The organism is Pedobacter ghigonis (assembly GCF_903166585.1).
GTDB lineage: Bacteria > Bacteroidota > Bacteroidia > Sphingobacteriales > Sphingobacteriaceae > Pedobacter > Pedobacter ghigonis.
Genome location: NZ_CAESCM010000007.1, coordinates 17,472 through 37,408 on the forward strand (window position 1 = coordinate 17,472; position 19,937 = coordinate 37,408).

15 protein-coding genes and 1 tRNA gene are annotated in these 19,937 nt (G+C 41.5%); 3 read left to right on the forward strand and 13 right to left on the reverse strand.

Annotated features, from left to right (window positions below; all coding sequences use genetic code 11):
* Positions 1-13: 13 nt before the first annotated feature.
* The 5 genes from HWV58_RS11680 to HWV58_RS24505 form a co-directional block, all read right to left on the reverse strand.
* Positions 14-3,202 carry a SusC/RagA family TonB-linked outer membrane protein gene (locus tag HWV58_RS11680; protein WP_175634272.1) on the reverse strand — a complete coding sequence of 1,063 codons (3,189 nt, stop codon included), beginning with the start codon at positions 3,200-3,202 and terminating at the stop codon, positions 14-16.
* A 431-nt stretch (positions 3,203-3,633) separates the two neighbouring features.
* Entirely contained in the window at positions 3,634-6,324 is a 2,691-nt protein-coding gene (locus HWV58_RS11685) for a glycoside hydrolase family 38 N-terminal domain-containing protein (RefSeq protein WP_175634273.1), read from the reverse strand.
* Between the two features lie 68 nt (positions 6,325-6,392).
* The gene (locus HWV58_RS11690) at positions 6,393-8,684 is read right to left on the reverse strand and encodes a hypothetical protein (protein WP_175634274.1); all 2,292 of its coding nucleotides are present in this window, start codon (positions 8,682-8,684) and stop codon (positions 6,393-6,395) included.
* Between the two features lie 378 nt (positions 8,685-9,062).
* The gene (locus tag HWV58_RS11695; RefSeq protein ID WP_394354240.1) at positions 9,063-9,461 is read right to left on the reverse strand and encodes a RagB/SusD family nutrient uptake outer membrane protein; all 399 of its coding nucleotides are present in this window, start codon (positions 9,459-9,461) and stop codon (positions 9,063-9,065) included.
* A 56-nt stretch (positions 9,462-9,517) separates the two neighbouring features.
* Positions 9,518-9,787: a RagB/SusD family nutrient uptake outer membrane protein gene (locus HWV58_RS24505; protein ID WP_175634275.1), complete on the reverse strand. Its 270-nt coding sequence runs from the start codon at positions 9,785-9,787 to the stop codon at positions 9,518-9,520.
* 41 nt (positions 9,788-9,828) lie between these two features.
* On the opposite strand from HWV58_RS24505, the gene HWV58_RS11705 reads away from it, so the two are divergent.
* Positions 9,829-10,029, forward strand: coding sequence for a hypothetical protein (locus tag HWV58_RS11705; RefSeq protein ID WP_175634276.1), 201 nt, complete (start codon positions 9,829-9,831; stop codon positions 10,027-10,029).
* Positions 10,030-10,116: 87 nt separating this feature from the next.
* On the opposite strand, the gene HWV58_RS11710 is transcribed toward HWV58_RS11705, so the two are convergent.
* Together HWV58_RS11710 and HWV58_RS11715 are read right to left on the reverse strand one after the other, a co-directional pair.
* On the reverse strand, positions 10,117-10,725 hold the full coding sequence (locus HWV58_RS11710) for a class I SAM-dependent methyltransferase (protein WP_175634277.1): 609 nt from the start codon (positions 10,723-10,725) through the stop codon (positions 10,117-10,119).
* Positions 10,726-10,861: 136 nt separating this feature from the next.
* Positions 10,862-11,557, reverse strand: a complete 696-nt coding sequence (locus HWV58_RS11715) for a DUF92 domain-containing protein (protein WP_217706985.1) — start codon at positions 11,555-11,557, stop codon at positions 10,862-10,864.
* 388 nt (positions 11,558-11,945) lie between these two features.
* Here HWV58_RS11715 and HWV58_RS11720 point away from each other — a divergent pair, with 388 nt between their 5' ends.
* Together HWV58_RS11720 and HWV58_RS11725 are read left to right on the forward strand one after the other, a co-directional pair.
* Positions 11,946-13,499, forward strand: coding sequence for a thioredoxin-like domain-containing protein (locus tag HWV58_RS11720; protein WP_175634279.1), 1,554 nt, complete (start codon positions 11,946-11,948; stop codon positions 13,497-13,499).
* Between the two features lie 258 nt (positions 13,500-13,757).
* Positions 13,758-14,303, forward strand: coding sequence for a hypothetical protein (locus HWV58_RS11725; RefSeq protein ID WP_175634280.1), 546 nt, complete (start codon positions 13,758-13,760; stop codon positions 14,301-14,303).
* A 168-nt stretch (positions 14,304-14,471) separates the two neighbouring features.
* Here the strand turns inward: HWV58_RS11725 and HWV58_RS11730 are convergent.
* From HWV58_RS11730 to HWV58_RS11755, 6 genes are all read right to left on the reverse strand, one after another.
* A tRNA-Arg gene (locus tag HWV58_RS11730) sits at positions 14,472-14,545 on the reverse strand.
* 199 nt (positions 14,546-14,744) lie between these two features.
* Positions 14,745-14,969: a hypothetical protein gene (locus HWV58_RS11735; RefSeq protein WP_175634281.1), complete on the reverse strand. Its 225-nt coding sequence runs from the start codon at positions 14,967-14,969 to the stop codon at positions 14,745-14,747.
* Between the two features lie 271 nt (positions 14,970-15,240).
* On the reverse strand, positions 15,241-16,404 hold the full coding sequence (uxuA, locus tag HWV58_RS11740; RefSeq protein ID WP_175634282.1) for a mannonate dehydratase: 1,164 nt from the start codon (positions 16,402-16,404) through the stop codon (positions 15,241-15,243).
* Positions 16,405-16,450: 46 nt separating this feature from the next.
* On the reverse strand, positions 16,451-17,275 hold the full coding sequence (locus tag HWV58_RS11745; RefSeq protein ID WP_175634283.1) for an SDR family oxidoreductase: 825 nt from the start codon (positions 17,273-17,275) through the stop codon (positions 16,451-16,453).
* Between the two features lie 17 nt (positions 17,276-17,292).
* Positions 17,293-18,759, reverse strand: a complete 1,467-nt coding sequence (locus HWV58_RS11750) for a glycoside hydrolase family 30 protein (RefSeq protein ID WP_175634284.1) — start codon at positions 18,757-18,759, stop codon at positions 17,293-17,295.
* A gap of 54 nt (positions 18,760-18,813) precedes the next feature.
* Entirely contained in the window at positions 18,814-19,935 is a 1,122-nt protein-coding gene (locus tag HWV58_RS11755; RefSeq protein WP_175634285.1) for a glycoside hydrolase family 18 protein, read from the reverse strand.
* Between the last annotated feature and the right edge of the window lie 2 nt (positions 19,936-19,937).

Genomic DNA, 19,937 nt, shown 5'->3' on the forward strand with positions numbered 1-19,937 from the left:
ACATTAATAATCATTAAAAAGTAACTGTACATCCAAAATTGTATGACTTAACAATCGGGAATGCTGTACCACTATTCATTTCAGGATCATAATATTTACGATTGAATTTACTGATGATAAATAAATTAGAACCTGATCCATATATCTTGATGCTACTCACATACTTTTTATATAACTTTTGTGGAATTACGTAGCCCACATTTAAATTCTTTAAGCGTAGGAAACTTGCATCTGCAAGCCAAAAATTACTGCCGCTTAAATTCACAGTTCTGGCATCATCGTTTGCGCTGAAACGCTTAGGCAACCAGGCATCAGGTGTTTGAGGAGTCCAGGCTTGATCGTACCATGCCTGCCACATCCTGTTCCATTCTACACCCTGACCTAAATCATTAAATGATTTTACATAGTTAAATGCGCCGTTAAAATTGGCATTAATACTTATCCCTTTCCATTCTACCCCCAGGTTAAGCCCCATAACTACCGGATTGTTCCTTTTTTTAAGAACCGCTATATCGTTATCATCGATTACCCCATCAGGTACGCCCATACCATTTTTACTGCCCAAATCTTTGTAAACAAATTGACCTAACTGCACTGCTCTTCCATTAAACTTATAGTTAGGATTGGCTGCATTCCAGGCATCCAGATCGCCTTGTGTACGGATCATATGGTCGACCTCATAACCAACCACCATACTAGTAGCCCTGCCTTCGCCTAAGATATTTTGATAATCATAAGTAATGTTTACGTCTCTTTCTATATAGCGGGCATAACCATACGAAGCAACAATACCAGCGTTAAAGTTTACCTGCCCGAATTTATTATTGTAACCTAAACTAAAATCAATACCCTGTCCTTTTACCTTACCGTAATTTACTGGAGGAAGTGAAAGACTAAAGGTTGGAGGTGTAGTCTGGATTCTTCCGCCCAAAATGTCGGTAGTGTAATCGCTCCAATACTCGAATGTTGCATTAAAGTTTTTAAGGAAAGTGAAATCTACACCAATGTTTTTATTCAAGTGCTTTTCCCAGGTATAAAAAGGGTTCGATAGGCCTGAATATTGGATTCCAGGATATAAACCTGGTGTATCACCATAGAAGGCACTAGCTCCTGATCGATAAGAATCCTGCCATCTATAAGCTACCCTATCATTTTGATCAATAACGCCATCTCCGTTTTCGTCATAAACATCGTTACCTGTACGTCCTACTGATGCCCTTATCTTCAACATATCTATCCACTTCGCATTGCTTAAGAATTTTTCTTTAGATAAAATCCAGCCTACTGAAGCCGATGGAAAGAAACCCCATCGTTTATCAGGAGCAAAGTTCATAGAGCCATCGTAACGATAGGCCACGTTGGCAATATATTTACCGGCATAGTCGTAAGAGAATTGACCGATCCACGATCTGCGACCTACAGTCCGATCTATACCATAGCTATTGCTAACAGATTTTGTTGGGCTTCCATTAACTAAACCTGAGCCACCTGTAGCCGCCCACCACTGATCAGTAGTGTAAAGCGGAAAACCATTAATTGCCGCATCCACCCCCGCTTCTCTGGTTTCGTAACCTTCGTACACCAATGTTCCATTAACACGGTGCTTACCAAAGCTTCTATCATAGGATAATTGAAAATTCAGTTGTTCTTCCTTACTCCAAGAAGCAAATTGTTCCAATCTTGGTGTATGTGCTGTTAATCTTGAACCAACAATATTATCCAGATCCCAAATAATTGGTTCGATCTGTTTTAGTTGATAGTAGGTAAATGGCTTTGTAAATTGTTTATTTTGAAAATTAGAAAATGACTTAATAAAGCTTGCTTTAGCACTCAATCCGGTTACAAAAGGAACTTTATAAGTTGCACTTAGATTCACAGTTGGCTTAATCGTTTCACCGTTACTGTACCCCGCTAAACCATCTGCTTCACCTGATTTATTGGAGATCCAAAAATAATCTACAGGCAAGCCACTTCGGGTGTACGATGGCATATAGGGTTGCCATAATAACAATTTAGGGTAAGTATCTCCTCCCAGATCACCAGTAGGTGCATAGGTTAAGTTATCGTTTAGTGATAAACCTGCAAAAACAGAAAAATCTTTATTTAAATCAGCTGTAATATTAGCCCTAACGTTATATTTTTTTAAGTCTGTGTTCTTGATAAAGGTTTGTTGCTTTACGTAAGAGGCGCCTATAAAATATTTAACTTTATCTGAGCCTCCTGATGCGCTTAAATTATGTGTCGTGGTAAACGGATCACGATATACATCTTTAAGTAAATCGAATCCGTATCCCTTTCCACCTCCAAAATCATTGTTGGCGAAATAATCATAAGCTGTTTGAGTCCATGGGCTACCTGCAGGACCACCTACGCCCATACCCCAGATACCTGCATGGATTGAGCCCCACTCTAATGCACTGGTTAAATCCATGTTTTTACCGCGCACATCTTTACCACTGTTTACCGAATAACTGATGGTAGCTTTACCTGAAGTACCACGTTTAGTATTTACCAATACTACACCACCGGCAGCCCTCGAACCATAGGCGGCTGTAGTGGCCGCATCTTTCAGTACGGTAACATTATCAACCTCGTTCGGACTGAGGTTATTAAAATCGCCCTGACTTGAAATTTTTCCATCAATTACATATAAAACCGACACTGGGTTCCATGAGCTTGAGGTTCTGATTCTAATATTTGGTTGTGAGCCGGGAAGTCCATTAGCTGTGCTCACTGATACACCTGCTAATCTACCAGCCAACAGATTACCAACCGAGGTTGTAGGTATTTCAGTATCAGATTGGGTTACTTTCATCTGAGCAACAGAACCTGTAAGTAGTTCCTTTTTTTGCGTGGTATAACCTACCACAACTACTTCTTCGAGATCGTTTTGGGCGTTATCCAGCTGAACTGTTATACTGGTTCCGGTAGCATTTACCGTTTTAGCCGTGTAACCTACCAGCGAAAAAACAAGTTTACTGCCCCGTGGCACGCTGATAGAAAAATTTCCGTTATCATTTGTGGTGGTACCACCGGTACCCTTTTCTGGTTTTATGGTAACACCCGGCAATGGTGTTCCGTCTTTCGAGTCTTGCACTTTTCCGCTTACAGCAATAATTTCCTGGGCCTGTGTGCGAACCGATATCAGCATCAAACAGCTTATACTTAAGCTTACTAATAATAATTTTAGTTGTGTATACATAAATTCATTTGGTTTGGTTTAAAGATTAAGGTTAGTTTTTGTTCATAAAGGTTTACTAGAAAATTTGGTTAGGTAATATTTATTTGACTTAGTAAAATTGATGATATCTGTAACCCTAAACCACCATTGATTTGATAATTATTGATGCTTTTTTTGCTGTCAAACTGCAGCTGTAGCATTCAACTTACACATAAACAACCACAGCATTACAACCTAAACTACAATAAGTTAAGCCTGTAAAAAACAAATAATAAAAGATTGGAATCTAATTTTTAGCGATCAGGAATTGACAGCTGATTATTTTTGAGATCTGCTTTAAAATCAGGTCGCAATAGCTGACTTCGCAGGGATAATCGAGACATAAAAAAGCCACAGATTTACAGCCTTTGTTCAGCTGCACATCTGTGGCAAAAAATAAAAGTGATAAACTTTTACTGCAATATAAAACTGGCCGGTCCGAATGCTTTAATGTTGCACTTAAACTTTCCATTTGCAATACTGATGGCTTTACCCACCACCTCGCCGCGAAGATTTACCGGCACTGCTTTTGCATATTGTTTACCGGGTAGCGTAAGGGTTAAAGCCCCTGATTTTCCGGCTTGTTCCCAAAGGCGTAAAACCGTTCCTTTGCCATCCGGGTTTTCGCCAAAAGCCGTAATTAAAACTCCTGGCTCCGAAACAGCTATTCCGCTTTTATTTAATGGCAATTTACCCGGGGCTCCGTCTGCCAGCCCGGTTAATAGCGGTAAGCGGGTTTCCCAGCCGTTTTTAATGAGATTACTTACCGTTTCCGAACCTTTACCAAGCGGCCAAACGCGTACATTTTCCGTCCAGCTACCCCCCTGCCATAAAGCAAAGTTGGTGTTCCACATGTTGTTGTATAAATTCACAAATACTGCAGGTTGGGTTGGCACATAATCCAGATCATATTTCCACAAACCCGGCATGCCCAAACTTACCAGCGGAGCATCAACCGAAGATAATGCAACACCCGACTGATCGTTTTGCGTAAGTGCAACACCGGTATTTACCGCCATCAAATAGCGGTTAGTGCCTTTAATGATATCTTTGGCCGGATTAACAGGTCCGCCCAAACGTCCAAGGGTAAAGTTAGGTTGCTTAACGTTAAACGGAAAACAAAGCCAGCCTCCTTCAGCCTGCTTATCAGGTGTTTTAGCATCTACACTCCAGGCTACATCTACATAGCCGGCCTGGCGCGGAAAAGTAAATTTAAGGGTATAGCCCTTTGCATAACCATCAGTACTTACTGCGGTTAGGGTAGCTACATCGGCTACAGTGCTGTGTTCAACCTGAATGCTCCATGCTTGAGGTGTAAAGGCCAGATATGGTACCTGTGTAGCATCGGGCATACCAGGTTTACCCAAATCGTTTAAGCCCCAGCCATCCTTTACGCGGCTATAGGCATTAAACCACTGGTTAACTTCATTGGCACTAAAGCGTTCGTGCAAAAATTGCCCCAGCGCATATTTCGATTTTTTATCGACCAGTTCGCGACCGCTTGATTGCTCAATTAAAGAACTGATGCCTCCTTTAGTTAAATCGAACACCACTTTGAAATATGGAGTTGTAAGGGTAGTTTGCTCATCGTTGCTGGTTACACTTTCTTTTAGTTGATCAAAGGTATAGGTGCTGTATCCCGATGGTGCCACATCTTTTACATAAAAGTATTTGCCTTTTTCCCATGGATTTGCTATCATGCCCGATCTTTTCCATGGCAATGGATTATAGACTACAACGCGTTTCCCTTTGGTATTAACAGCTGCTGCAAGCAGGTTAAGCTTACTATTTAACTCACTGCTTACCAGATCATTTGTGTTGCGGATGTACTGGCGCTTATCCTCGTAAGAACGCAGCCATTTACGTTTACTCCCTACAGCGGTGTTATGCGCATTACTGTTTTTTAAAGCTGCATAATTGCCATTTTCGGGTAGCGGTTCAGCTTCTGCTTCTTCCATCCATTTTTTCCAGGCATCGCCGTAGCTATAACGCGGGCCATATTCGGCATTCATGCCCCAGGTATGCTCGGCATACAATAAACTTTGTTCGTAAGCTTTTGCGAGGTTACCGGAAACAGATCCGACAGGAATTCCCCAGTTTTTCAATTGGGTATTGAGCATATCCAGTGCTGGTTCCATTGGACGGATATTTCGGGCAATTTTGGTTTCAATGGGATTGGACTGCAAGCCATGAATCCAGGTATCCGGACAATCGCCCTTAACTGTAGGCAACTGTACTTTCTCCGCTAAAACTGCTTTGGCAAAATCATCAAGCGTACCAAAATGTATTTTAATGCCGGGCAGTTCTTTTTCTGCATAGGCCAAAAGTTTATCAATCTCCTGCTGTGAAGGCGGTCCGTGGTTATCGCCGGTCATTTGCATGGCCAGATAATTTTTACAGGGCCAGTTTTGGGTTGGCTTTATGCTGGAGCCGTAATCGGCCGTATAGTTGCACAATACTTTAGAGCCATCTGCTCCTTCCCACCAAAATAATTCAGGAAAACGCGGATACTGGCTTGCCGGGTTACATCCCAATTGCAAAAACTGAATACCTGCCTGTTTCAGTAAAGTGGGCAATATCCATGAGTGGCTGGGTACATCGGTCATTTTAGCACTGATGGGTAAAGGCAAGCCATATTTGCGTGCAACAGCCGAAGAAAAGCCCAGTCCCCTCACCAGGTCTTCATAATCTAACGATTCGGTATGCGTGGTAAAAGGAAGTCCGTGTACAACCAGTTTACCCGTTCTGATGGCTTTCTCAATTCTTGTCTTCCTTTCGGGAGTTTGTTGCGGGCCTAATATCTGAGCCTGAAGCGGCCATCCCGACACGGTCCAGGCAAATTGCTTTTCCTTTGGTGCGTTTTCACTTTTTTCGATTGCACTTAAAGCATTATCCATCATTTCTTCGCGGTAACGCTTAAATACATTTTCGGGTAAATCGGTAAAACCCAAATCAAAATGTGTTTTAAACACCACCCAAATGTCGGTTACGCCAGTCTTTTTCTTGCCCGCATCTGCTAACTGAGCATTTTGTGCTGTGGCTTGTATGAAACCAAAAAGCAGCAAAGCTGAAAAAATGCCTTTTACTGCCGATGCCTTAAACATCTGTTTTATTAAAGATTTTATAGTCAGCTTATTTTTCTTTAGATTCATAAGGTCAAAAATATTTTCTACTATTTATCTCTGGTTAAATTGGCAAAGAACTGTTTACCAGATCCATCTTTGTTTAGCTTATATAATTTCCAGTGATCTGCATCTATACCTTCCAGGCGAAATGATAGCGCCGGATTTGCGAGTTCCTTCTTTATCCACCGCGGAAAAGCATTGGCAGCCCTGGCTTCTTCCCAGGTTCTGATCGTTTTAAATATGGCCTCTTTTTGCGGACAACTTTCAACATCTTTCTGGTTTAAGGTAAGGCTATAAGTTGTGCCCACGCCTACCGAAATGGCTTGTACGTGCTCATAATCTTCTACCTTTGAACCCGCTTTAATCGGGAAATTTCCGCCCATACCCACAGGAAAAAAGTTGGCATAGGTTACGTCGCGTAAATCTTTTCCCTGACTGGTTGTGCTGCCCCACTCCCGGGTATCTACATCGTATAGATTCTTGCCTCCACCCACATTCCAGATACTTTGGTAATGCCACGAACCTTCAGATAGTGTAGCACCGGTAAAGCGTATTGAGGGAACGCCTAATTCATCCGCCCGCTCGAACATTTTACGGAAGAAACGTTTAGTAGAATAATAACCATGACCGTTATTGAACAAAAACTCCTGTCCGTCAAAATCGTAGTACTGCAAACCATTAATGGCACATACATCAGCAAAATAACGTGCAACTTCATCCTGCAGCTGAATATTCGGGATCAAGCCGTCGTACCCATAATTAACCGTTACCTGCAGTTTATAAATGGTATCTCTGCCTGCATGATTTGATGGTTTTGTGTTCCAGTACCCTCTTTTTACATTTAAAAGGCGGTAAGGTTTCTCGATAGATACGCCCATGTAATGAATAAGTTCCTTGCCTATTTTAATCATATTCAGGTTTGCACAATGCCCTTCCCAGCTGGCTACTTCTTCCAAATGGGTTGGATCATTAACCAGGATGATGGTATCGGTTGCGCTGATCGCTTTTACCAGCAAACGTTTTTGCTGATAGCATAAACTATCGCTTGGAACAGGGCTGGCATCCATGGTACCGGGAGCCAGTGAATTGGTAATCGGCGTTCGGCCTATTGTTATGCCATATTTGGCTGCCATTGCCGAAAACTCTTTGTGAGATAGGTTTCCACTGGTTAATTTCAATGGTTTCTTCTCAAAATTCTTTCCATCCAGATAACCTTTATTGCCACGGTTTGCCCTTAAAAAGCCCTGATCGTATAAACTTATTGTTTTAAAACCCAGCTTTCGGGTGTATGGAATAATACTGTCATACAAAGCCCCGCTGGTTAATACATCTGGAATATAAGCTGTAGGATCTTTTACCCATTTCCCGTTAATTGTTGGATAGGGAAGTTTTTCGGCTAAAACTATTTTCTGAATTACATCCATTAGTGCCGTACTATCCGGACTGCCCCATAAAGCTATTGAAGATCCGATATAGTTTACGCCTGGCAATGGCTGCACCTGTAAATGATTGGGTTTATTGGCTTCCATATTTGGAATCAATGAAAAATTCACCTCCCGCTCTGTACCTCTGTCTCTCGATTGGTAAGCCAGCGATATCATTCCCTGTTTATCAACCGTTGCTGCATTTCCGTACATAATCCTGTACCAGGGTTCTTTATGGGCATAAAAAGCCACATCACTAATGCCGTTTCCTCCTAACGAAAATACCTGTCCCTCATGCAGATTCGCAGGCAGGGGAAAACGTTTAGCATCGGGCGTATGGATAATGTATTGAAAAGGAGCAGCATCTCCAATCGTTTCTGCCGTTCCTCCAAGGGTATTATCATTTAAGGCAAGCATACCTATTGCATAATTTACAGCGGTAGTCGTATCGCGTGCCACACCTATAATTTCGCCCAAAAGATTGGTAATATTGGTGTGTATCGGGCCCCATTCAATCGCCTCAATGCCTTTGCGATTGGTAAGCGACAATAAGGTTAGCTTAAAATATTTTGCTTTTGGTTCTAATTTCACGGTAGCGACTGAACCATTAGGGTAATACAAAGACAGCGTTTTTTTACTTTCAGCGTAAACCGCTTTCGATGGCGCTAAATATTTATTTTGGGCACTGTTGTATAAACGTAATAATGGCGATGGCTTATCGCCGGGGCTAAATTCGCGGTTGGGCTTTTTGGTGATGTTCTTAAAGCTGGTAATGTAGCCTTTGTGATCGATGCTGATTTTTAAATAATCAGTAGAAAATGCTGTTTGGCCGAAAACGTTGCTTCCCCAGAAGCTGGCGAATGCAAGGAACACGATCACAGCATTCCTTAGTTTTTTGCAGGTCTGTAATGACATTAGTTAATTTAATTAAGGTTTCATTTGGTTGTTATTGTCCGGTTAAAGCTGACTGAGGTCAAATGGCCTGAATCAAATTTTCCGGATGAATAAAAATCTTAATATGAATCACTTTAAACTACAATTATTTGAATTATTACCGATGCTTTATTTGCATGCATTTTGCCGGAAGTATTTTCCTTTATCGCTTCCTCACGAGTTGTGCAGCACATTCATCATTCCACAACGCCAATATGTTCATACATTCAAACATAATAAATTTTTCTTTATGCGCTTAATTAAATACAAATAACTTTTAACCTGCTCTAAAAGCAAAAAAAGAAGGGCCCAAACCTGAGGCCCCTCTCCAATCAACAACTACTAAAAATCTTGCGCCGATTAGCGGCTCCAGCCCGGATTCTGAATCAGCTTAGGATTAGCCAGCAGCTCGCGCTGCTGAAAGGGATACAGGTTCATATATTCCCTGAAAATCCTGTTCTCAACCTGGTAAGGCAAATAGGTAAAACCGGTTGCTGTTTTGGTTACTTTCATACCATAGAATGGTCCGTTAAATAGTTCTTTGGCAGTATTCCATCTTCTGGTATCCCAAAACCTGTGTCCTTCAAAAGCCAGTTCAATGCGACGTTCGTTTCTGATGCGTTCGCGCATTTGCGTTTGACTCAGCCCTGCCGGCAGGTTTGGCATGGCCACCCTACTCCTAACCCTGTTAACTGCTGTATACACATCTGTAACAGGGCCTTCTGCCTCATTTTTGGCTTCAGCGTAATTTAACAGCATTTCTGCCAAACGGAAATACACATAATTGTGCTGGCTGGTTTGCCCGGTAGTGAGGTTTAATTGCCATCTACATGCTTTTTCATGTAGTAAGCCGTTAATGATCCGTTAACTTTCTGGGGTCCATCTAAACCTCCGTCAAAAGTTTCTATCGGCCGACCTTTAAAACTTGCTCCATTAAACAATATGGTAGCACCTAATCTCGGGTCGCGGCCTGTGTAGGGTGCTTGCGGATTATAGCCACTTGCTGCATCTGCAATTGCTTTCCCGTTAGTCATTTCGTAAGCATCGACGAGGCTTTGCGAAGGGTTTACCCCTCCATTTCCCAAATCAAAACCTATTTTACTTTAATGAGTCAGGTGAAATAGATGTGGCCGAAGGCAGTATTAGCCAGATTATAGACAATCCAGACACTGGAATCTTTATTCTGCTCGATCATAACCAACACATCCGGATAGATAGGATTATCACCTTGTACGGGAAACCCGGTGCAGCTTACGAGGAATATGATGTCTATGCCAATGCATGTATGGACTGTAACGGCGGGTACCTGGGAGAAGATAACCGTTAACCGCAGCTATAGCACCCCGGTAATTTTGTCTGCTGTTTTTCTCCACAGCCTCCGAATATCAGTTATTTTAAACAGCATGGAGCAGGCCTATTTGCGTAAGCACCAGGTAGTCATAGCGCGCAAATCCTGTACATTGGTGGTCTTAATTGGCTCATGTAAGGTGGCTGCAAGTTTCGCAGTAAATCGCAACAGCATTTCCTGATTCACCAGAAAACGTTCAGATTCATCGGGCAAGATATATTTCCCGTTGCCTAGCGGGCGAACCAGCTTTTCAATGCCGATATCGGAGGCTAAACGACAAAACAGATAGCCTCCAGGGCGTATTACGCGCCACATGGAGTTTAGCATATCTTCGAAATGCTGAATATTGTTTGCAAAATGAAGTACTGCACTGCTAATTACGAGGTCAAAACGTTCATCTTCAAAGGGTAGATTTTCGACCAGTCCGACACTGAAATTTTCTGCGGATGAAGTGTGAGCATACGGTGCGGCTAACTGTCTGATCTTTTCGATGTTGACAGCAGCAGAATCGACACCATAAACCTCATGGCCTGAACGCAGAAAATAAGCTATGTTTCTCCCCTGTCCACATCCAGCATCCAGAATAGATCGACAATCATTGTAAGTTCCTTTTAAAAGCTGATCAAATAAATAGATATCGATATGGCCAAACTGTTCGAGCAGGTTTTCTTTCATTGAACAAAAATAAGGATATTCTCAGGATCAGCAGCGCTCTTAACCGGGATCAGTATTTCTTTATGGTTTTAATGTGTTATACCATCTCGAGTATACATCAGATATACACTTAAAAAACTAAACAACAGCAAGCAACTTAAAGAAAAACCCAGCCTAGCAACAGCATCACTAACATTGCAGCCACGGTATTTAAAAAGTTAACCACATCATTCCCGATTTTCCCTTTTCGCTCCAAAACTGCCCCGAGTACAGAATCGGTAAGGTTACCAACTGTCCCTGCAAATACAATAAGGAAAAAGCTATTGTTCCAGCCCCATCCCAAGGCATAAATACCGGCTATGATACAGCTGCCTACAATACCAATCAGAGTTCCTTCCAGGCTAATTACCCCATCCATTCCACAGCTGTCGGGCTTAAAAGAAACAACATTAAAAAAGCGTTTTCCGTAAACCATTCCCAGCTCTGAGGAGAGTGTATCGGCGGTAGCTGAGGCAAAAGCAGCCGCCATTGTCGGAAGTACTAAATAAGCCAGCTTCGGACAACACAGGCTTATCAAACCCGCAATCGCTGCAGCCCCGGCATTGGCGAGTACCTGCAAAGCACTGCGGCCTTTTAGCGTTTCTGCTCTTACAACAAAAGCCTGCTTTTTATGCTGCTGCCATGAGGTGGCGACTGAACCGAGGATAAAAAAAGTGGTCATCATTGCCAGCCCGGTGTACCCTGCCGCATTAAAAATAACAAGTGCAAGTATGGCACCCGTAAAAGCAGCAGCAATGGTCAGTTTTCTGGCCAGTATGCTGTAGGCCATACCCGAAATAATGATAATAGGCATCAGGATGCCGCTGTTGAACATAACACAAATATATCTGAATTATTTTTACCTAAAAGCAGCTGAAAAATATTGAGGCTTTACCCAATAGCATTTACAATTCATATCCCCCACCGCCTATCATGCCAGCCGGCTTATGGCCTGCAGCACCGGAACTTCCATCAGGAAGCTCATATTATAACCGCAGTGCCTGGCATCAGTTCAGACCAAGATAACCGGAACCATTCAAGCGGGTTTTCGGCAACTGTTGTGCGCTTTCGGATTCATTACTAAGCTGCAAAACCAGGGCAAGCCTTTTCCTGAAATATGCAATTTGCAGCCTATTCATGGTGCCAGATTTGTGGAAATGAGATAATTATTCCCTACATTCATTTAAAAATTAATCGTACTCATGAAATATCTTAAGCTGCTCTCATTCATCCTTTTGGTAATCACCACCAAAGCACAAAGCACAGTTCAATCTAAAGCCGATGCTTCGATTCCTGGCTATGTCCAGAAATGGCTAACTGAAAAAACAGCAGTTAAAAAACAGAAAGCGAACCAAAAAGGCTTCTTTCTGCGCGATTCTATCAAAATTGTTGGTTACATAAAAGGCTATGATAAAAACGCAAAATATGCCAGTGGCATTATCTATCATGGAAATAACATTACTGGAGAAGATTTACCAAATACAGTAAGGATTTACGGGGACGGGAGATTTGAATGCAGCATGACAGCTATACATCCTATATATTCCCATATACTTTTTAACAATCAAAGCATAAAATTTTATGCAAGTCCCGGAACTACAACAGGGATTATTGTGGATGATAAGCGCACAGCGTACCTGGGTATAAATAAAGCAATCAACGATCAATTAGCTGCCATTGAACTGCCAAGGGCTGACTACAACAATTTAAATGAGTACCGCAAAACAAAGCGGCCCGATGACTTCAAACAAACCCAGCTTCACAATTGGGAAAGTACCAGAAAAAAGGTAGACAGTGTCATGCAAGTAAAGCAAACGCCGGAGAGGGTAAGGAAGATGATAGCCAACCAGGTTGATCTGATTTATGCCGTTTATTTATTTGATTACGGAATGTCCCGGGCCTATTACCAGAAGCAAGCGCCGGACAACGAAATATTGAAGTTGCCCATGCCTGCAAACTACTTCGATTTTTTAAGTAAGATTGATTTGGATGATCAATTGCTGTTAGTTTCCAATGATTTTTCGACGTTTGTAAACCGCTTTGAGTTTTCTCCTGTCTTCGAACGGAAGGTTATTTATCAAAACCAGAACTCCAATGGCTTTCAGAAACTGGACTCAGCCTATCTAAGTAAAAACAAAAAGACCAATTTGGTTTACGACATTGCCAAACTCCGCGCATTAACCTCTGATTTTAGATTCTACCAGTACAAAGAGAAAAGTTTTGCCCAGCAAACCGCTGACTTATCAAAAACCCTGCAAGAACCCTTTCTGCTGGATGAGATGGGGCGAATGTATGACCAATATAAATTAGGAAAGGTGGCTTACGATCTACCTGATACAAAAGCAGCAGCGGTATTCAAAAAAATCATCAACCCAGGTAAAGGGAAGGTATTGATCGTTGATTTTTGGGCGGAATGGTGCGGCCCATGTCGTGCGGGAATAGAAAGCAGCCTGGAGTTGCGCAAAAAATATAAGGACAATCCTGATTTTGACTTTGTATTTGTAACAGATAGCGAGGGAACAGGAGCGGCATTTTATGAGGATTACACTAAAAAGAACCTGATGTCTAATACGCATAGAATCACAGCTGATGAGTATCTGGCGCTGAGAGAATTATTCAAGTTCAATGGAATCCCCCGTTATGTACTGGTAACCCCAGAGGGCAAAATCCAGGATGATAATTTTGAATCCCACAACCTGAAAAGCGAATTCCAAAAATACTTTCCGGAGAAATTCCCCATTGGTTACTGGAAGTGACCGCTTGTGTTTTAATCTGGCTGAGTCTCTTGATTTTTTATAAGGTGCCTCGTCCTGCTATAGCTTGTCCCCTCAACACGTTTCAAGAAATTCCGGCATAAACGCCCAAGTGGCCACTACACAGGCTATTTATTCCGTTATTGTCTTGACTTAGTTGATCTGAAAGCTTGGGTCATGCGCAATATTTAAATAGACACAACCATATTACTAAATTTTGGATATGCATGAGGTATGGTTTATATTTAATAAAATAAAGATATGGCTCAGTTAATTTGTGCACTAATAGTATTGGATAATGTAGCAGTACCTGCTGACATCGTACACTTCAGGGAAAACAGGTCATTTGTAATACCCTTAGATCCTGATAGATATGATGTAAAATGGAGTTCTCTTAGTGTTTTTATTGCTCACGTCGTTAGTTGTAATGACTTGTCTACTGCATTAAACACTGCTTCTGCGGTGCAGGAGAAATACAGCGACGATGAAGAAGAACTATTTACTTATGACTTTTCATCCCTGGCTTCTTTAATAAAAGAAATTAATCCAGATAGATTTATACTCACCTATTTTGAAGACTTCGCAGATATCACTGTGCATGAATTATATCTAACGGTGATTAACGGCAAAGTTGTAAATGAGGCTACTTGCTTTTATGACGAGGAATTTGAACTCAACCCTGAATTTGATATAAACCGAGCATATCATGCGTTAATTAACCAAGGGGCAATGATTAGCTGGCTTAATCATGAGAAGTATCGGAATTATGATAATGCAAAAAGGGCATTTGAAAAAGGTCTACCTTAAATTGTTCTTGTAAACATGTATCAAGTATCCTCCCAAGATTACCTCATCTACATTTGAGTCAATTAAATAATTTCAAACTAGCGCGCGCCAGTTGCGCGCCAAATGCGAAACAAAAAGAGATAGGTTAAAATAAAAAAAGCTTCCAGTTTTCACTGAAAGCTTTAAATGTACCCCGGAAGGGATTCGAACCCCTGACCCACGGTTTAGAAAACCGTTGCTCTATCCAACTGAGCTACCGAGGCTCATTTTTTTAATGAGCTGCAAATATAGGAGTTCTATTGAATAAGTAAAAATATATTTTAAACTATTTAGAAGGCGGTTTTCAGTTTTCAAATAAGTATTTAAGAGAGAAGCAATTAAATTTAGCTTCGGCGCTTAAAAAATATTATTAACCTAAATTAAACCGTTTTTTTATATCGTTATTTCAGCTAAAAAACCTGTTTAGGCATCTTCCCCATTCCATATATCATCATCAGCCTGTCTCAATTCGTCGTGACCGTAGCTAGCGGGATCATCGTGGTGATAATTCCTTTCAGGGTTTTCTGGCAAAGCATCATCGTGTGTTAACGGTACCTTGCGCAAATGCTCAGGCTTTTTAACCTCTGGTAAATCATCATGAATGACTGAGGGCTTTAAAATGGTTTTAAGGGGGTTGCTATTTTCCATAATCAAAGTTAGTCAAATTTCAGGCCATAACGTTTACCATATAAATCATGTTAGCACATTTAAAGCGTTTTTTTTTTACCATATAAGTCATATCAGTAAATTCAAGCTTATATTTCTGCTATGGTTAAAATATATAAGTCGTGTTAGCATATTCAAAGCTTTTTTTTTACCATATAAGTCATATCAGATATTCAAACTTATATTTCTTATATGGTTAAAACAAAAAATGCGCACCATTAATTCTGTGCGCATTTGTTTTATTTGATGTTGATTAATAATTCCCCGTTACCCCGATCTCCAAACCTCTCAACTCTGCCAGCCCCCTCAACCTGCCTATGGCAGAATAACCGGGATTGGTAACCTTCGCTAAATCATCGAGCATCTGGTGCCCATGGTCCGGACGGAAAGGAATCGACTTTTCACGAGTAGCATTTTCTTCCGTCAGGGCTTTCATAATTTCGTACATGTTTACATCGCCCCCCAAATGATCGGCTTCATAGAAACTACCATCGTCATCTTTGGTAACATTACGTAAATGCGCAAAATAAACACGCTCTTTAACTGCATTAAAGATTTCGAGGGCATTATTTTCTACACCGGCGCCTAATGAACCTGTACAGAAACAAACCCCGTTAAAAGGCTGATCGACTTCTTTTATGATGTAGTTAAAATCTGCTAAAGTACTTGCAATACGTGGTAAACCTAGAATCGGGTACGGCGGATCATCAGGATGGATCGTCATTTTAATCCCTTCTTCGGTACATACCTCAGCGATTGACGACAAGAAAAACTTCAAATTCTCTTTTAATCCCTGTGTTCCAATCGCTTTATACTCGTTAATGCTTTCGCGCAAGGTTTCGAGTTCGATTTCCTTTTCGTTCGGGATGCCCATTAACACATTGATGCGCAGATCAACTAATTCCTGCTCATTTAGCGTAGCGTATTTATCCTCAGCCCTTTTTAAAATTGAGGCTGAATAATCTGATTCTGCACCTTCGCGCTTTAAAATATAAAGATCGAAAATAGCCAGGTCGATCCAGTTAAAATACAAGGCTTTAGAACCATCGGTCATTTCGAGATCTAACTGTGTACGGGTCCAATCCAATACCGGCATGAAATTGTAACATACCAGCTTAAGTCCGCAGGCGGATAAATTGCGTAATGAGGTTTTATAGTTTTCGATGTATTGCGCTGCATCTGCCCTACGGGTTTTAATGGCTTCGTGTACGGGTACACTTTCTACTACCGACCAGGTTAGGCCAGCCGCTTCAATAATAGCTTTTCTTGCTTTGATATCTTCAAGCGGCCATACTTCGCCGTGGGCAATGTGATGCAATGCAGATACAATCCCTGTTGCACCCGCCTGTTTAACGTCCTGTAAGCTAACCGGATCGTTTGGTCCGTACCAACGCCAGGTTTGTTCTAATTTTTTCATTATATATGATTACACTGATTTATAAGATTACACCGATTTTTGGTTTTTAAACGCCTGAAAAGGCACTGAATCCACCGTCTACCTTAATATTTTCGCCGTTAACAAATTTCGAAGCATCGCTAAGCAAATACACCAGCGCGCCAATGAGTTCTTCGGGGGCACCAAATCTTTTAAAAGGTGTTTTAGCAATAATGGCCTGCCCTCTTGCAGTTAAAGATCCATCGGGATTGGTTAATAAAGCCCTGTTTTGGTGAGTGATAAAAAAGCCGGGTACAATGGCATTCATCCTGATTTTATCATCGTAACGGTTGGCCAGCTCTACAGCCATCCATTTGGTATAACTTTCTATTGATGATTTAGCCAGCGAATAGCCCAAAACTCGGGTAAGTGCCTGGTTAGCCGATACCGAAGAAATATTAACAATGCTACCTCCGTTTTTGGCAATTTCTTTACCAAAAACCTGGGTTGGCAGAATGGTACCAAACAAATTTAAATCGAAGGCTTGTTTTAAAGCGGTAACATTCAGGTCGAAAACATCGCTGCCCGGCTGAATAACAGCCTCGGCTACATTGCCACCAGCTGCATTTACCAGGCCATCTATACGGCCATAAGTTTCGATAATCCGGGTATTGGCTGCTGCCAAATCCTGCTCGTTCAATACATCGGCAATGATATAAATTGCCTTTCCGCCAGCCTTAACTACTTCTTCGGCCCTGAGTTTGGCAATTTCTTCGTTTCTGCCCAGCACCACAATGCTTGCACCAGCATTGTTCAATCCATTAACAAAAGCCTCTCCCAAAACACCTGTGGCACCTGTAACGACTACAACCTTGTTTTTTAGGGAAAAGGGGCTTTCCACTTCTTTCATCATTTGTTTAGTTTTTTAGTTTATTCTACTACCAATGTGGTTATGGAGTGCGGCAGACTTGTTGTGGTTGCAGCCTCGCCTTTAATCCATAAACTGTATTTTAATTTGTCGTCCGTTTGATTCATAACCACTACAACCAGCTTTCCGTCGGTATTTAAGAAAGCAGTGGTTTGCAGTTTATCGCGGCTTGATACCGATCCAATTCGTTTAGCTCCCGGGCGGATAAATTTAGAAAAATGTCCCATATAATAGTAGGCATTTGTGTAAATCAATTTATCATTTTTGGTATCGGCGTGTACCGGGGCAAAACAGAAGTTGCCCACATGATTTGGCCCTCCCTTTTCGTCTAAAAGGATATTCCAATCCGTCCAGGCGGCTGTTCCGGCATTAAAATCGTTAATCATGGAGTAACCGTAACGTTCGCCCAAGGTCCAGTCGTCTAATTTGTTTACATCGTATTTTTCTTTGCAACCCTCGGTAAAAATCAAGGCTTTATCGGGATAGGCATCATGGGTTTGTTTTACATTGCCAAACTGCATGCCACTACCTGTCCAGGTTTCGTACCAGTGAAACCCTATGCCCCACACATATTTGGCGGCATCTTTATCGTTTAAAATGGTGCTGGCACGTTGAAAAATCTGATCGCGGTTATGATCCCAGGCAATAAGTTTTTTTGAAGCCAAACCGGATTTTTGAAGCGTTGGACCTAAAAAATTCTTGATAAAATCGCGTTCTTCTTCGGCGGTAAACACACACGATTCCCAGCGCTGTTTGGCCATAGGCTCGTTTTGCACGCTTAAACCCCAAATCGGAATACCCATTGACTCGTAGGTTTTTATAAACTTTACATAGTGATTGGCCCAGCTTTGGCGGTAAGCCGGCAGTAAATGCCCGCCCTGAATTAAGCTGTTATTGTCTTTCATCCAGGCTGGTGGCGACCATGGACTTACAAACAAAGGCAGTTTACCACCTGAGGCAGCGATAGCCTGTTTAATCAATGGAATTTTATAATCCTGATCGTGCGCTACACTAAAGGTTTTCAGGTCTTTATCGTTATCCTGTACATAAGTATAGCTTCCGCTCGAAAAATCGCAACTGGCAATATTGGTACGCGCCAAAGTATAGCCAATCCCTTTCTCGGGATTATAATAGGCCGTAAGCAGTTCCTGTTGATTCTTTTTAGAGAGCCTGGCAAATGTTTCGGCTGATGCATCGGTTAGGGCACCGCCAATGCCTACCAGCGACTGATATTTCACCGTTGGATCGACAAAAATACATGGCTCTGTTTCAAAGGGTTGCTTATTGATGGTAAAACTTAAAGTTTCAGTTTTACTGATCCGGTATTCAGATTTTTCGGCAGTGGTGTAAACCGTTACTTTTTTATTTGCAACACTGTAAACGGCAGCCGGTTTAACTGTTTTTTTGTTTTGGGCTGCAACATTAAATGCAGTGGCCAAAATTAACAGGATGCTTAAATTTTGTTTCATCTTCATCGTTATTTAGTGATTTTAGGTTATACCAAATAGCCCTAAATCCTCTTTTTATTTTAAAGTTTTATTGATCTGGTTTAGCAAATAGCCATTCAAATCTGAATCATACTCCCAGAACATTACGCCGCCCATACCATTTTTTAGCACATAGGCACACTTCTCCTTAACCGATTGCTCATCATCATAGGTCATGTATTCTTGTGTAGCTGCATTATAGAGGTAAGGCGCTTTAGCTTCTTTATCGTAATATCTGGTAAAACCTTTCTGGTTAATGAGACTATCTTTAATAAAAGTATAACCCTTTCCATATCTGCCGCTTAACACACTATCACCTAAACCTTTTGTAGCGCTGTTTTTAAGTGTAAATGCCCGACTGTAAAACGCCACACCCATCACCAGCTTTGCCGGCGGAACTCCTGCTGCCACAAATTCGCGAAAGGTTTTATCTGCATAATTATCGGCCGGATGGGTTTTAGAGTTGTAGAGATTGGTATGGTGACCAGCTAATTGACCGTGGTAAAAATCGTAAGTCATCAGGTTCACAAAATCAAGATATTGCTGTGCTTTATCCATTTCGGTATGGTTGATGAAATTGGTAAAGCCACCAACGGCTATGGTTAAAAGCTTTTTGGTACGTTCCTGTTTTTCTAAGGTATCCAGCTCTAAACGCAACTCTTTAAGCAATAAGGTAAAATTCTGTTTGTCTTCCGGCCTGAAAACATTCCCTTCTTCGCCTGCAATTGCCGGATATTCCCAATCAACATCTACCCCATCCAGTTTATATTTTTCGATAATTTTAACTGCACTGGCTGCAAAAGCCTTGCGCGAAGTATCGCTAAGGGCAGCATCCGAAAAATTTTCGCTCCAGGCCCAACCTCCAATCGAAATCAGGATTTTAAGCGCCGGATTTCTACGTTTAAGCAGGTTAAGTTGTTGCAGATTGGTGGTGTCGGTTGCTTCGCGGTGCAAGTAAGCGCGGTTATTTTTTACATCAACAAAAGCATAATTAATGTGCGTGAGTTTCTCTGCCGATATTTTACTGACATCGACCAGGCCCTTATAGCCACCAACGTAACCAATAACTACCTTATTTTTAGGTGCGCGATCGGTACGCATGGACAATAATATGCCTGTTACCGCAATTGCAAAAACGAATAGCTTTAAGGTTCTCATCT

Bases quoted from the DNA above. Each gene is read 5' to 3' on its own strand.
- HWV58_RS11680 (WP_175634272.1), bottom strand. From the start codon at position 3,202: ATGTATACACAACTAAAATTATTATTAGTAAGCTTAAGTATAAGCTGT.
- HWV58_RS11685 (WP_175634273.1), bottom strand. From the start codon at position 6,324: ATGTTTAAGGCATCGGCAGTAAAAGGCATTTTTTCAGCTTTGCTGCTT.
- HWV58_RS11690 (WP_175634274.1), bottom strand. From the start codon at position 8,684: ATGTCATTACAGACCTGCAAAAAACTAAGGAATGCTGTGATCGTGTTC.
- HWV58_RS11695 (WP_394354240.1), bottom strand. From the start codon at position 9,461: ATGCTGTTAAATTACGCTGAAGCCAAAAATGAGGCAGAAGGCCCTGTT.
- HWV58_RS11710 (WP_175634277.1), bottom strand. From the start codon at position 10,725: ATGAAAGAAAACCTGCTCGAACAGTTTGGCCATATCGATATCTATTTA.
- HWV58_RS11715 (WP_217706985.1), bottom strand. From the start codon at position 11,557: ATGCCTATTATCATTATTTCGGGTATGGCCTACAGCATACTGGCCAGA.
- HWV58_RS11720 (WP_175634279.1), top strand. From the start codon at position 11,946: ATGAAATATCTTAAGCTGCTCTCATTCATCCTTTTGGTAATCACCACC.
- HWV58_RS11725 (WP_175634280.1), top strand. From the start codon at position 13,758: ATGGCTCAGTTAATTTGTGCACTAATAGTATTGGATAATGTAGCAGTA.
- HWV58_RS11735 (WP_175634281.1), bottom strand. From the start codon at position 14,969: ATGGAAAATAGCAACCCCCTTAAAACCATTTTAAAGCCCTCAGTCATT.
- uxuA (WP_175634282.1), bottom strand. From the start codon at position 16,404: ATGAAAAAATTAGAACAAACCTGGCGTTGGTACGGACCAAACGATCCG.
- HWV58_RS11745 (WP_175634283.1), bottom strand. From the start codon at position 17,275: ATGATGAAAGAAGTGGAAAGCCCCTTTTCCCTAAAAAACAAGGTTGTA.
- HWV58_RS11750 (WP_175634284.1), bottom strand. From the start codon at position 18,759: ATGAAACAAAATTTAAGCATCCTGTTAATTTTGGCCACTGCATTTAAT.
- HWV58_RS11755 (WP_175634285.1), bottom strand. From the start codon at position 19,935: ATGAGAACCTTAAAGCTATTCGTTTTTGCAATTGCGGTAACAGGCATA.